Origin of the sequence: Streptomyces sp. NPDC101234 (assembly GCF_044767525.1) — a bacterium.
Taxonomy (GTDB): Bacteria; Actinomycetota; Actinomycetes; order Streptomycetales; family Streptomycetaceae; genus Streptomyces; species Streptomyces sasae.
On sequence record NZ_JBIWOA010000003.1, the window covers coordinates 331,379 to 344,532 of the forward strand.

The window sequence follows — 13,154 nt, forward strand, 5'->3', positions numbered from 1 at the left end:
GCACGGACTTCGGCCTCCGGGATGCGCGGCACCCCGGAGGCCGAAGCGTTGCCCACAGCACTCAGAGCGCTCAGAACTTCGACGCGACCCAGGCGGCCAGCTCGGACTTGGCCGCGTTCAGCACGGTGGAGCTGGGCGAGGTCGCCCCGTTGGTCACCAGCGCGAAGTGCAGCACGCCGGAGTCCGAGTCGGTGAGCAGCAGTCGGCGGCTGCCCGTTCCGCCCGGTTCGACCGCCACACCGACCGGGGTCGAGGAGGTGTACGACGGGGGTGCGTACGCCGTGCCGAGGTCGGAGACGACGGTGGTGGACGCGGTCGGGAAGGAGGCGGGGAGGTGGAGTTCGGTGGGTGCGGTGGCGCTGCTGGAGCGCCAGACCTGGACGGCGTACTGTCCGGAGCCGACCAGCGCGGCCACGTTCGGCAGCGAGCTGGGCACCGGGTTCCAGGTCAGGGTCGTGGAGCCGTCCCGGGAGCGGTCCTCGTAGGTGAAGGCGAGGGTGGAGCCCGAGGTGGCGCCGGGGTAGATCCGGTCGAGCAGCCGGGCGTCCTGACGGAGCGTCACCGTGCCGGAGTCGTTCATGTTCACGGCCGAGAGGTCCTCGTCGTTCCAGGCGTCACCGGAGGTGAGGACCTTGCCGGCGTTGTCGTTCATCAGCTCGTGGTGCCGGCCGTTGTAGATGTCCCACTGCCACTGGGTGCCGGACAGCACCGGGCCGGAGGACGCCGGGGTGGACCACCAGTTCGCCCCGGAGAGGCGGGAGTCGAGGGCCTGGTACATGGCCTTGTCGACGGTGGGCGCCTTGCCGGAGGTGGTGCCGGACAGGGGATGCCCGAACTCGCTGACGACCGCCGTGGTGCCGGTGGCCGAGGCGCGGTCGCGGATGGTGCCGAAGTCGGTGGAGTACTGGCCGTCGGAGGCGTTGCCCCACATCAGGATGCCGGAGATCGCCTTCTGGTCGTAGAAGTGGGTGTTGAAGACATAGCGCGAGCCGAGCGTGCCCACGTCCAGCAGGCCGCCCTCCTGGTTGGTGACGTTGCCGTTCCAGTAGAGGTTGGGCTCGATGAGGGCGGGCTTGCTGGTCCAGCCGGCCGCGTCCATCCGGGCCCGGAACTTCTGGTAGAAGGGCCACAGCCGGTTCTGCTCCCAGGTGCGGGAGGTCTCCCCGGAGTCGTAGGAGCCGGCGTAGGGCTCGTTGTAGGGGTCGAAGCCGACGACACCCGCGAACTCGTCGGACGTCAGATGCCCGGCCAGGTACGTCATCGTGGTCTGGGCGGTGGCCAGGAAGTAGTCCTGGAGGCCGTAGTTGTTGTGCCAGAAGTCGTACTGGGCGTCCTGGACGGCCGTGTTCTGGGTGATGTTCTGGCCCCAGAAGAGGCAGATGCCGCACGACTCGGCCGGGTAGTTCCCGAGCGCCACCGCCCACTTGGGAGCGCCGTCGCCGGTGTACCAGCTGCCCGTGTTGAACAGGTAGCGGGAGTACAGGTCCTGGTGGAAGTCGGGGAAGACGCGGATGCCGGCGTCGAGGAACGCCTGCATCTGCGCGGTCACGGCGGCCAGGTAGGTGGTGTCGACCTGGCCCTGCACGGGTTCGGCGTGCGCCCAGGAGAGCAGGAAGCGGACCGCGTTGCCGCCGCCGAGGGCACGCAGCGCGGTGGCGGACTTCTTCGCGTCGGCGACGGAGGCGAACGGCAGGCCGCTGTTCTCCTCCAGCTTGGTCTCGCCGGAGACGTTGTAGCCGCGCAGCACCACTTCACGGCCCTGGCCGTCGACGAAACGGCCGTTCTGCACGGTGAGGGAGGTGCCGTCGAACCAGAGGGAGTCGGACGGGGTGGCAGCGGAGGCGGACGGGGCGCCCGCCACCGCGAGGAATCCGCAGAGGACAACCAGGACAACGACCAAACGCGCCCGGATACTCGTCATGCTCATTACAGTCAGGCGCTTTCCGGACACCGTCAATACTTCTGACTCATGAGTAAGTTGAATACCTGCCTGGCACTTGGCGCTCAACCGCTCACCCGACCGGTCACCTTCAACAGGTACTCCCCGCGGTTGAGCGGATTGTGGTCGGTGCGTGCGCGGCTGGGGACCGCACCGCGCGACACGGGCGCGCGGTGATCGAAGGCGCTCTCCAACTCGCCCTCGCCGCGGGTCAGCCCCGGGAGCCGCTGCTCCAGTTCGTGCACCTGGGCCGCGGGGACCACGCCCTCCAGGACGGCGAGCGGCCCCTGCGTCCCGGTCCGCTGCGGCACCGCGCCGAACCGGGTGAGCACGGGCAGCAGCGCGCCCAGCATGTCCGCCGGGGCCTCCGGCCGGAACCGGTGCATCGGCTCGTACACCCGGGTACCGGCCCACCGCAGCGCCTCGACCAGCACGAGCGGGGTCAGCCCCCGGAAGTCGTGTCCGGTGCTCGACATGCCCTTGTCGAAGCCCAGGTGGGCATGGCTCTGCCGGGGCGAGTAGCCGAAGTGGGTCATGGTGACCGTGCAGTCGGGGATCCGCCAGCCGTGCAGCCCCTGGCCGAGGGTCTCGCGCACGGTGTCCTCGACGGCCTTGAAGAAGGCGTACGGCATCGAGCCCAGCTCCACCTCCAGCCGGAAGCCGACGCGCGCGCCGACCGGGGCCGGCTCCACCCGCAGACCGATGGTGGCCGGGAACGGGTTGCCGCTGGTCTTACCCGCGTCGACATGCGCGAGAATTCCGAGATCGAGCAGTTGCACCGAGCGTGATGTCCTTCGGCATGGGTGGGATTCCTTCCCGGGTGGACATGCACGCAGCGCGCATCGGTGGCCCTCTCCGTGTGACGTCGGGCAGGGAGCAGTGCAGCAGGGGCGCTCACTCGACAGCGATGGATTAATGGTCAACAAAATCGCCGCCGCAGCACTCGCCGCCTCCAGGGCCCGGTCTTAGAGTGACCTACATCACTCCACGGTGACCCTTTTGCCTTGTTTTCCTCATTCGCGGCCGCACGGCCTGGAGGGCATATGACCCACATCAAGGTGAACGTGGACGGCACGCCCTACGAGGACGAGGTGGAACCCCGTCTGCTGCTGGCCCACTACCTTCGCGACCGTCTCGGTCTGACCGGCACCCCGATCGGCTGCGACACCTCGAACTGCGGTGCGTGCACGGTCGAACTGGACGGGGCGACCGTCAAGAGCTGCTCGGTCCTCGCCGTACAGGCGGACGGCTCCACGGTGACCACCGTCCAGGGGCTGGCGAAGGACGGCGAGTGGACCGCGCTCCAGCACGCGTTCCACGAGCGGCACGGTCTGCAGTGCGGCTACTGCACCCCCGGGATGATCATGGCCGCGCGGGATCTGCTGCGCGAGAACCCGCACCCCACCTCCGACGAGGTGCGGGAGGCCCTGGAGGGCAATCTGTGCCGGTGCACCGGCTACCAGAACATCGTCCGCGCGGTGCTGGCCGCCGCCGGACAGCAGGACACCGCCAGGCACCCCGTACCCGAGGAGGCCACGGCATGACCGACCAGGCCGTCCACCATGTCGAACACGAGGTCGGCCGCGCCCGGCTGCGCAAGGAGGACGCCCGGCTGATCACCGGCCAGACCAACTGGACCGACAACATCCAGGTCGCCGGACTGCTCCAGCTGGCCGTGCTGCGCAGCCCGATGGCGCACGCCCGCATCACCCGCATCGACGTCTCCCCCGCCCTCGAACGCCCCGGTGTGGTCGCCGCGTTCAGCGGCGCCGACCTCGCCGAGGGGCTGGGCTCGCTGCCCTGCGCCTGGCCGGTGACCGAGGACATCGTCCTGCCGGACCACCCGCCCATCTCCGTCGACGAGGTCCGCTACGCCGGCGACCCGGTGGCCGTCGTGGTCGCCCGCGACCGGTACGCGGCCGCCGACGCGCTGGAGGCGATCGAGGTCGACTACGACCCGCTGCCCCCGGTCCTCGACCTGGAGGCCGCGCTCGCCGACGGTGCCCCGCTGGTCCACTCCGACAAGGGCACCAACCGCTGCTACACCTGGCCGCTCGCCACCGGCGAGAACTTCGATTCGGTACGGCAGCGCGCCGAGGTCACGCTCAGGCGCCGCTACCACCAGCAGCGGCTGATCCCCAACGCCATGGAGCCGCGCGCGGTCGTGGTGACGCCGATCGCCGCCTCCGGCGAGTACACGGTCTACTCGTCGACCCAGATCCCGCACATCCTGCGGATCATGCTGGCCACGGTCACCGGGATCCCCGAGCAGAAGCTCCGGGTGATCGCCCCCGACGTGGGCGGCGGCTTCGGCTCCAAGCTCCAGGTGTACGGCGAGGAGGCCCTCGCCCTCGCGGTCGCCCGCAGGCTGGGCCGCCCGGTGAAGTGGACCGAGTCCCGCTCCGAGGGCTACCTGGCCACCCACCACGGCCGCGGCATGATCCAGGACGTCGAGATCGCCGCCACCCGCGAGGGGAAGCTGCTCGGCCTGAAGGTTGATCTGCTCGCCGACATGGGCGCCTATCTGATGCTGGTCACCCCGGGCATCCCGATCCTCGGCGCCTTCATGTACCCGGGGATCTACAAGATGGACGCCTACGATTTCACCTGCACGGGCGTCTTCACCACCTGTACCCCCACCGACGCCTACCGCGGTGCCGGCCGCCCGGAGGCGACCTTCGCCATCGAGCGGATCATGGACGAGCTGGCCGCCGAACTCGGCCTGGACCCGGTGGAGTTGCGGCGCCGGAACTGGATCCGGCACGAGGAGTTCCCGTACACCACCATCGCCGGGCTGACCTACGACAGCGGCAACTACGAGGCGGCCACCGGCAAGGCCCTCGCCCTGTTCGGGTACGACGACCTGCGCGCCGAGCAGCGGAAGCGCAACGAGCGCGGTGACACCGTACGCCTCGGCATCGGCGTGTCGACCTTCACGGAGATGTGCGGCCTCGCTCCCAGCCGGGTGCTGCGGGACCTCAGGTACGCGGCCGGCGGCTGGGAGGCGGCGAGCATCCGGATGCTGCCCACCGGCAAGGTCGAGGTGGTCACCGGCACCAGCCCGCACGGGCAGGGGCATGTGACCTGCTGGAGCCAGATCGCGGCCGACGTGCTGGGGGTGCCGTTCGACGACGTCGAGGTGGTGCACGGCGACACCAGGGCCGCCCCGCAGGGCATGGACACCTACGGCTCGCGGTCGCTGGCGGTCGGCGGCGAGGCCGTGCACCGGGCGGCGACGAAGGTGGTCGCCAAGGCCCGCAAGGTCGCCGCGCATCTGCTGGAGGCTAGCGAGCAGGACCTGGAATTCACGGACGGCGTGTTCTCCGTGAAGGGCTCGCCCGAGGCGCGCAAGACCATCCAGGAGATCGCCTTCGAGGCGTTCACCAGCCACGACCTGCCCGACGGCGTCGAACCGTCCATCAACGCCGAGACCGTGGTCGACCCGGAGAACTTCTCCTACCCGCACGGCACCCACCTGTGCGCGGTCGAGGTGGACACGGAGACAGGGCGGACGCGGATCAGGTCGTACGTCTGCGTCGACGACGTCGGCCATGTCGTCAACCCGATGATCGTCGAGGGCCAGGTGCACGGCGGCCTCGCGCAGGGCATCGCCCAGGCGCTCTACGAGGAGGCCGTGTACGACGACGAGGGCAACCTCGTCTCCGGCACCATGGCCGACTACCTGGTGCCGTCGGCGGCGGATCTGCCGGACTTCGTCACCGACCGGACGGAGACCCCGGCGTCCTCGAACGCCATGGGCGTCAAGGGGGTCGGCGAGGCCGGGACGATCGCGTCGACGCCGGCGGTGGTCAACGCCGTGGTGGACGCGCTGCGTCCGCTGGGCGTGACGGACGTGCGGATGCCCTGCACACCGGAACGGGTGTGGCGAGCGGTGAAGGAGGCGTCGGCATGATTCCCCCGGCATTCGAGTACGCCCGTCCGGCGAGCGTCGACGAGGCGGTGCGCGCGCTCGCCGACGCGGGCGAGGAGGCGAAGGTGCTGGCCGGCGGGCAGAGCCTGCTGCCGTTGCTGCGGCTGCGGCTCGCCTTCCCCGAACTGGTCGTGGACGTCGGGCGGATCCCGGAGCTGCGCGGGGTCCGCGAGGACGGCGAGGCGCTCGCCATCGGTGCGCTGACCACGCATCACGACGTCATCCACGACCCGTTGGTGCGCCGGTACGCCGGGCTGCTGGCGGCCGCCACGGCCACGGTCGCCGACCCCGCCGTACGCCATCGCGGCACCCTCGGCGGCTCCCTCGCGCACGCCGACCCGGCGGGAGACCTGCCTGCCGTGGCCCTCGCCCTCGACGCCGAACTGGTCGCGGTCGGCCCGGGCGGCAAACGCACCATCCCGGCGCGGGAGTTCTTCCTGGACTATCTCCAGTCCGCCCTGTCGCCCGACGAACTGCTGGTGGAGGTGCGGATCCCGAAGACGGAGGGCTGGGGCTTCCACTACGAGAAGTTCCAGCGGGTCGCGCAGGCCTGGGCGATCGTCGGCGTGGCGGCGCTGGTCCGGCGTGCCGACGGGCATGTCGCCGAGGCGCGTATCGGGCTCACCAACATGGGCTCGACCCCGCTGCGGGCCACGGCCGCCGAGCAGGCCCTCGCGGGTGCCGACGGCCCCGAGGCCGTCGCGCGGGCGGCAGAGGCGGCGGCCGAGGGCACCCGGCCGTCCCAGGACCTGTCGGCCTCGTCCGAGTACCGGGAGCACCTGGCACGGGTGCTGACCCGGCGGGCGGTGCTGGCGGCCGGCGGAATGGGGTGAGCGCCGATCACCCGCATGCACGACCCGGATCAGGTGCGGGCCCGCTTGGAGGAGACGGGGTACCTCGTCGACGAAGGGCTGGCCGTCACCTGCTTCCTGGCACTGAGACTGCACCGGCCGCTATTCTGCGAGGGCGACGCGGGCGTGGGCAAGACCGCGCTCGCCTCCGCCCTGGCCGGGGCGCTCGGCGCACCGCTGATCCGGCTCCAGTGCCATGAGGGCATCGACGCCTCCCAGGCCCTGTACGACTGGGACTTCCCGCGCCAGCTGCTGCATCTGAGGGCCGCCGAGGCGGCCGGGGTGAACGACGCCGACCGCCTGGAGAGCGAGCTGTACGACCGGCGCTTCCTGATCGCCCGGCCGCTGCTGCAGGCCCTGCAGACGCAGCCGTCGGTCCTGCTGGTCGACGAGATCGACCGGGCCGACGACGAGTTCGAGGCGTTCCTGCTGGAGCTGCTCTCCGAGTACTCGGTCACCATCCCCGAACTGGGCACGCTGCGGGCGGAGGTGCCGCCGGTGGTCGTGCTCACCTCGAACCGGACCCGGGAGGTGCACGACGCCCTGAAACGGCGCTGCCTCTACCACTGGTTCGACCATCCCTCCTTCGCCCGCGAACTGGCCATCGTGCGCACCCGGTTGCCGCGGGTGTCGGCGCGGCTCGCCGAACAGGTCACCGCGCTGGTCCAGGCACTGCGCGGCGCCGACCTGCTCAAGCCGCCGGGTGTGGCCGAGACCATCGACTGGGCCGAGGCCCTGGACGCGCTGGGCGCGACCGAGGTGGACGCGGAGCTGGCCGTGCAGACGCTGGGCTCGGTGCTGAAGTACCGGGAGGACGCGGACCGGGCACGGGGCCTCGATCTGGCGGCGGTCCTGGCGAGCCGGGGAGCGTGACCGCCGTGGCCGGGGCGGGAGAGCGGGGCCCCGCGGGGACGGCGCAGGCGGACGCCGTGCTGCTCGGGTTCGTCCGGGCGCTGCGGGCGGCGGGGGTCGAGGCGAGCGCCCAGCGGGCGTACGCCTTCCTGCGCTCGGTGGAGGTGCTGCGGCCCGGGGTGCGTGCCGACGTGTACTGGGCGGGGCGGGCGACGCTGTGCGGAGGCCACGACGACCTGGAGCGGTACGAGCGGGTCTTCGCCGCCTACTTCGGGCCGTCGGACGGGCCCGCCCGGCAGCCGGCGCGGCGCGCTCCCGCGCCCCGGCTGCGGTTCGTCGCGCGGGACACCCCGGCCGGGAGCCGTTCCCGGAACGAGGGCGAGCGGACCGGGCCGCCGACGGCCGCGCTCGCCAGCGCCACCGAGGTGCTGCGGCACCGTGACGTCGGCGCGCTGGATGCCGCGGAGCGTGCCCAGCTCAACCGGCTGCTGGCCGCGTTCGCGCTGTCCGGGCAGACCCGGCGCTCCGCCCGGCGGCGGCCCGCCAGGCGCGGGGACGTCGACCCGCGCCGCACCGTACGGGAGTTGCTGCGGCGCGGCGGGGAACCGGCCCTGCTGCGGCGCCGTGCGCGCGTGGCGCGGCCGCGCCGGGTCGTGCTGCTCGTGGACGTGAGCGGCTCGATGGCACCGTACGCCGACGCGCTGCTGCGGTTCGCGGCTGCCGCGGTGCGCGGCGGCCGGACGGAGGTGTTCACCATCGGCACCCGGCTGACCCGGGTGACCCGTGAGCTCTCGCACCGGGACCCCGACCTGGCGATGGCGGCGCTGGCGGCGGCGGTGCCGGACTGGCGCGGCGGCACCCGGCTCGGCGAGCTGCTGCGGGAGTTCCTGAACCGCTGGGGACAGCGCGGCATGGCGCGCGGCGCCGTCGTCGTCCTGCTCTCGGACGGCTGGGAACGGGACGATCCGGAGCTGCTCGGTGCGCAGATGCGCCGGCTGCACGGCCTCGCGCACCGGGTGATCTGGGCCAACCCGCGCAAGGCACGTCCGGGTTACGCACCGCTGGCGGCCGGGATGGCGGCGGCGCTGCCCAGCGTGGACGCGTTCGTCGAGGGGCACAGCCTGGCGGCGCTGGAGCGGCTGGCGGCGGTGGTGCGCGGGGCGGAGGCCGACGGGTTCGCCGCGGGGCGGGCGAGAGGAGCGGAGCGTGCGTGAGATCCTCCCGGCGCTGGCGCGCTGGTATGCGGACCGGGTCCCGTTCGGGCTGGCCACGGTCGTCTCGGTCAGCCGCAGCGCACCGCGCGAACCGGGCGCCGCCATGGCGGTGGGGGGCGACGACGAGGTCGTGGGCAGTGTCTCCGGCGGCTGTGTGGAGGGGGCGGTGTTCGAGCTCGCGCAGGAGGTGGTGGCGAGCGGGGAAGCGCGGCTGGCGACGTTCGGCTACAGCGACGAGGACGCGTTCGCGGTCGGGCTGACCTGCGGCGGCGAGATCACGCTGCTGGTGCGGCCGGTCACGGCGGCGTCGGACCCGGTGTTCGGCGCGGTCGCCGCGTCCGTCGCCGAGGGCGAGCCGGTGACCGTCGCCACGGTGGTCGACGGGCCCGCCCCCCGCGGGGCCGCACTGGCCGTCTGGCCGGACACCGAGGCCGGCACCCTCGGCACGGCCGGGCTCGATGTCGCGGTCACCGCCGACGCACGCGGCGAACTCGCGCTCGGCGCCTCGGTCCTACGGCACTACGGCCCGCACGGGGAACGCCGTGAGGACGCGGTCACCGTCTTCCTCCAGTCATTCGCGCCGCCGCCCCGCATGCTGGTCTTCGGGGCCATCGACTACGCGGCCGCGGTGGCCCGGATCGGCGACTTCCTCGGCTACCGGGTCACCGTGTGCGACGCCCGCCCGGTCTTCGCCACGCCCAAGCGGTTCCCGGCCGGCGTCGAGGTCGTCGTCGACTGGCCGCACCGCTACCTGAGCGGCACGGAGACCGACGACCGCACGGTGATCTGCGTCCTGACCCACGACCCCAAGTTCGACGTGCCGCTGCTGGAGGAGGCGCTGCGCCGGCCGGCCGCCTACATCGGGGCGATGGGCAGCCGCCGTACCCACGACGAGCGGCGCGCCCGGCTGGCCGGGGCCGGTCTCACCGAGGCCGAGCTGGCCCGGCTGCGCTCGCCCCTCGGCCTCGACCTCGGCGCCCGCACTCCGGAGGAGGTCGCGGTGTCCGTCGCCGCCGAGATCGTCGCCCTGCGCTGGGGCGGCAGCGGTACGCCCTTGGCCAAGACCGCCGGGGCCATCCACCACCCGGTCGCGCCCTGAGTGCGAGGAGGAGCAAGCCATGGAGCTGCACCACGAGTTCACCGTCCCCGTGCCGGTCGACGACGCCTGGCGGGCGCTCCTCGACATCGAACGGGTCGCGCCCTGCCTGCCCGGCGCGGTCGTGGAGGAGTACGACGGCAAGACCGTGACCGGCTCGGTGAAGGTCAAGGTCGGCCCGGTCACCGTGACCTACCGGGGCACCGCGGTCTTCGAGGAGCAGGACGAGCCGGCACACCGGATCGTCCTGGCGGCGAGCGGCCGGGAGACCCGGGGCCAGGGCACGGCCAGGGCGACGGTCACCGCCACCCTCGCCGAACGCGACGGCGGTACGGCGGTGTCGGTCCGCACCGACCTGACGGTGACCGGACGTCCCGCCCAGTTCGGCCGCGGGGTGCTGGCGGAGGTGGGCGACCGGCTGGTGGGCCAGTTCGCGGCGTGCCTGGCGGAACGGCTGACCGAGCGACCGCAGGACGAGCCTGTCCTCGACGAGGAGGAGCCAGAGCCCCTCGACCTGCTGCGCACGGCGGGCCTGCCGGTGGCCAAACGGGCGGCCGCCCTGCTGGCGGTGGCCCTGCTCGCCTGGCTGACGGCACGGCTACAGCGAAGGAGGCGCACCGGACGACACCGATGACGGCAACTCCCCGAGGGACGAGGCGAACCGGCCAGCACCGGCGGCAGCAACCCCCTGGGGGCGCGGGGCCGTGTCTGATATGCGGCTGCGCCGCGTGGGCGCGACCAGCCACGAACCACCCGCACCCGCCGACGGACAACCCCTCGCAGACGACCAGGCGTCCCAGCACCGCCGCACGCGGCCCCGGTCAGCGCAGCGGCAGCCGGTGCAGCGTCACCTCCATGAGCGAACCGTCGGCGGCGGTCGCGGTCAGGTAGGTGCAGTACGGCTGGCGCCGCCGGTCGGTGGGCGAGCCGGGGTTGAGCAGCCGCAGGCCGCCCGGTGCCGTGGTGTCCCAGGGGATGTGGCTGTGCCCGAAGACCAGGACGTCCAGGTCGGGGAAGCGGGCGGCGCAGCGGGCCTCGCGGCCCTGGGCGGGACCCGTCTCGTGGATCACCCCGAAGCGCAGGCCGCCCAGGTCGGCGTACGCGACCTCGGGGAGGCGGGCGCGCAGGCCGGGGCCGTCGTTGTTGCCGTACACCCCGATCAGCCGGCGGCTGTGGCTCTCCAGCAGGTCGAGGGTGGCCTCGTCGATCCAGTCGCCGGCGTGGAGCACGACGTCCGCGCGCGGGAGTTCGGCGAGGAGCTGGTCCGGGAGCCGTCTGGCCCGCGCGGGCAGGTGCGTGTCGGAGGTCAGGAGGAGGCGCACCCGGCCAGCGTAGCCAGCCGCCGCCTCTTACGAGATCTTCAGTTCGAACTTAACAGTTGCACCTGGACAGTTTCCACTGACGGTTCTAGAGTGGACCGCATGGCAGAGATCACCGATTCCGCGACCCGCGCCGCGCGCGACCTGCGCGTGATGTTCAGCAGGCTGCGCCGCCGTATCCGGGAGGTCGCCCGGGACGCGGACCTCACCCCGTCGCAGGAGTCGGCGCTCACCCTGGTGTCGAAGCACGGCGCGGCCACGGCCAGCGCGCTGGCCTCCGCCGAAGGGGTGCGGCCGCAGTCGATGGCCGCCACTCTGGCCGCGCTGGACCAGCAGGGGCTGATCCGCCGCAGTCCCGACCCGACCGACGGCCGTCGCCAGCTTGTCACCCTGACCGAGGCGGGCCAGGCGCGTGTCGAGGGGAACCGGCAGGCACGCGACGAGTGGCTGGCCCGCGCCTTCCAGGAGCGGTACACCGAGGAGGAACGGCAGACCCTCGTCACCGCGATCGAGCTGCTGGAACGGCTGTCGCGCCCGTGATACCGAGGCTCACCGGACACGCCCGCGAGGCCACCCGCACGGCCCCCGCCGGGTTCGACCGGCGGCTGATCGCGCCGATGGTCCTGGGGTCCGTGCTGAACCCGATCAACTCCTCGATGATCGCGGTGGCCCTGGTGCCGATCGGCATCGCCTTCGGGGCCCCGCCCGCCGAGACGGTGTGGCTGGTCACCGCGTTGTACCTGGCGACCGCCGTGGGCCAGCCGGTGATCGGGCGGCTCGTGGACATGTACGGGCCGCGCCGGCTCTACCTCGTCGGCACGGGACTGGTGGGCATCGCGGGTCTGATGGGCGCGCTGGCGCCCTCGCTGGGCGTGCTGATCGCGGCCCGGGTACTGCTCGGGTTCGGCACGTCGGCGGCGTATCCGGCGGCGATGCGGCTGACCCGGAGCGAGGCCGAGCGCACCGGGCAGGACAGCCCGGCCGGGGTACTGACCGCGCTCGCCGTGTCCGGCCAGACCGTGGCCGTGATCGGGCCCACGCTCGGCGGGCTGCTGATCGGTGCCGGTGGCTGGCACCTGGTGTTCACCCTCAACGTGCCCCTGTCCGCGGCCTGCCTGGTCCTCGGCGTCAAGCGGCTGCCGCGGACGAAGACCTCGCACCGGCGCCAGAGCATGGACCTGCCGGGGATGGCCCTGTTCGCCGTCCTGCTGGTCTCCCTGATGCTGTTCCTGATGGACCCGCGGCCGGACCGCTGGTACCTGCCGGTCCTGACCCTCGTCGCGGCCGCCGTCTTCACGGTCCGGGAGCTGCGGGTGGCGGACCCGTTCGTCGACCTGCGCGTCCTGGGCGGCAACGTCCCGCTCATCCTGACCTATCTGCGCCAGCTCCTCGCGTACACCACCTCGTACGCCTTCCTGTACGGCTACACGCAGTGGCTGGAGCAGGGCCGCGGGCTCAGCGCCTCCACCGCAGGACTCGCGCTGCTGCCGCTGTCGGTCGCCGCGCTCACCGTCTCCACGCTCACCGGACGCCGTGAGGCGGTGCGCGGCAAGCTGCTCGTCGGCTCCGCGCTGCAGATCGCCGGCTGCGCGGCCCTGCTGCCGGTCGGCGCGGGCAGCCCGGTGTGGCTGCTGCTCGCGGTCGGCGCGCTGCTGGGCGTACCGCAGGGTCTGCTCGGGCTCGCCGGGCAGACCGCGCTGTACCGGCAGGCCGACCCGGAGCGCATCGGCTCCGCCGCCGGGCTGCTGCGCACCTTCATGTACCTCGGCGCGCTGGGCGCCTCCGCCGCCACCGCGGCGTTCTTCCCGCACCGCGCCGACACGGGCGGGCTGCACGGCCTGGCCCTGTTCATGCTCGCCGGCTCCGCACTGCTGCTGGCGATCACGCTGCCGGACCGCTCCCTGGCCCGGCTCACCCCCCAACCCCGTCAAGCCTCCGGAAAGGCCTGATCC

Annotated in this window: 11 protein-coding genes and 1 pseudogene; 9 read left to right on the forward strand and 3 right to left on the reverse strand. The window is 72.7% G+C overall.

Annotated elements, in window-relative coordinates:
- Nucleotides 1-70 precede the first annotated feature (70 nt).
- Together ACIRR9_RS07970 and ACIRR9_RS07975 are read right to left on the reverse strand one after the other, a co-directional pair.
- Nucleotides 71-1,927: a cellulase family glycosylhydrolase gene (locus ACIRR9_RS07970; RefSeq protein WP_403748769.1), complete on the reverse strand. Its 1,857-nt coding sequence runs from the start codon at nt 1,925-1,927 to the stop codon at nt 71-73.
- A gap of 77 nt (nt 1,928-2,004) precedes the next feature.
- A pseudogene (locus tag ACIRR9_RS07975) lies at nt 2,005-2,667 on the reverse strand (GTP-binding protein); the annotation flags it as partial.
- 315 nt (nt 2,668-2,982) lie between these two features.
- Between ACIRR9_RS07975 and ACIRR9_RS07980 the strand changes: the two are divergent.
- Genes ACIRR9_RS07980 through ACIRR9_RS08010 form a run of 7 tightly spaced genes read left to right on the forward strand, consistent with a single transcriptional unit; the run spans nt 2,983 to nt 10,517 of the window.
- Nucleotides 2,983-3,483: a (2Fe-2S)-binding protein gene (locus ACIRR9_RS07980; protein WP_384562343.1), complete on the forward strand. Its 501-nt coding sequence runs from the start codon at nt 2,983-2,985 to the stop codon at nt 3,481-3,483.
- A complete protein-coding gene (locus ACIRR9_RS07985) occupies nt 3,480-5,852 on the forward strand; it encodes a xanthine dehydrogenase family protein molybdopterin-binding subunit (RefSeq protein WP_403748771.1) in 2,373 nt (790 codons plus the stop codon). The genes ACIRR9_RS07980 and ACIRR9_RS07985 overlap by 4 nt, the downstream gene beginning before the upstream one ends.
- Nucleotides 5,849-6,703, forward strand: coding sequence for an FAD binding domain-containing protein (locus ACIRR9_RS07990; RefSeq protein WP_403748773.1), 855 nt, complete (start codon nt 5,849-5,851; stop codon nt 6,701-6,703). The genes ACIRR9_RS07985 and ACIRR9_RS07990 overlap by 4 nt, the downstream gene beginning before the upstream one ends.
- A gap of 15 nt (nt 6,704-6,718) precedes the next feature.
- The gene (locus ACIRR9_RS07995) at nt 6,719-7,594 is read left to right on the forward strand and encodes an AAA family ATPase (RefSeq protein WP_403748774.1); all 876 of its coding nucleotides are present in this window, start codon (nt 6,719-6,721) and stop codon (nt 7,592-7,594) included.
- Nucleotides 7,591-8,787, forward strand: a complete 1,197-nt coding sequence (locus ACIRR9_RS08000) for a VWA domain-containing protein (RefSeq protein WP_403748776.1) — start codon at nt 7,591-7,593, stop codon at nt 8,785-8,787. The genes ACIRR9_RS07995 and ACIRR9_RS08000 overlap by 4 nt, the downstream gene beginning before the upstream one ends.
- Complete coding sequence (locus tag ACIRR9_RS08005) at nt 8,780-9,886, forward strand: XdhC family protein (RefSeq protein ID WP_403748778.1); 1,107 nt, start codon at nt 8,780-8,782, stop codon at nt 9,884-9,886. Before ACIRR9_RS08000 ends, ACIRR9_RS08005 begins: the two co-directional genes overlap by 8 nt.
- A gap of 19 nt (nt 9,887-9,905) precedes the next feature.
- Entirely contained in the window at nt 9,906-10,517 is a 612-nt protein-coding gene (locus ACIRR9_RS08010) for an SRPBCC family protein (protein WP_403748781.1), read from the forward strand.
- A gap of 187 nt (nt 10,518-10,704) precedes the next feature.
- On the opposite strand, the gene ACIRR9_RS08015 is transcribed toward ACIRR9_RS08010, so the two are convergent.
- Complete coding sequence (locus ACIRR9_RS08015; protein WP_403748783.1) at nt 10,705-11,205, reverse strand: metallophosphoesterase family protein; 501 nt, start codon at nt 11,203-11,205, stop codon at nt 10,705-10,707.
- 99 nt (nt 11,206-11,304) lie between these two features.
- Here ACIRR9_RS08015 and ACIRR9_RS08020 point away from each other — a divergent pair, with 99 nt between their 5' ends.
- Nucleotides 11,305-11,742, forward strand: a complete 438-nt coding sequence (locus ACIRR9_RS08020) for a MarR family winged helix-turn-helix transcriptional regulator (protein WP_123979351.1) — start codon at nt 11,305-11,307, stop codon at nt 11,740-11,742.
- Nucleotides 11,739-13,151: an MFS transporter gene (locus ACIRR9_RS08025; protein WP_403748785.1), complete on the forward strand. Its 1,413-nt coding sequence runs from the start codon at nt 11,739-11,741 to the stop codon at nt 13,149-13,151. The genes ACIRR9_RS08020 and ACIRR9_RS08025 overlap by 4 nt, the downstream gene beginning before the upstream one ends.
- The last annotated feature ends 3 nt before the right edge of the window (nt 13,152-13,154 follow it).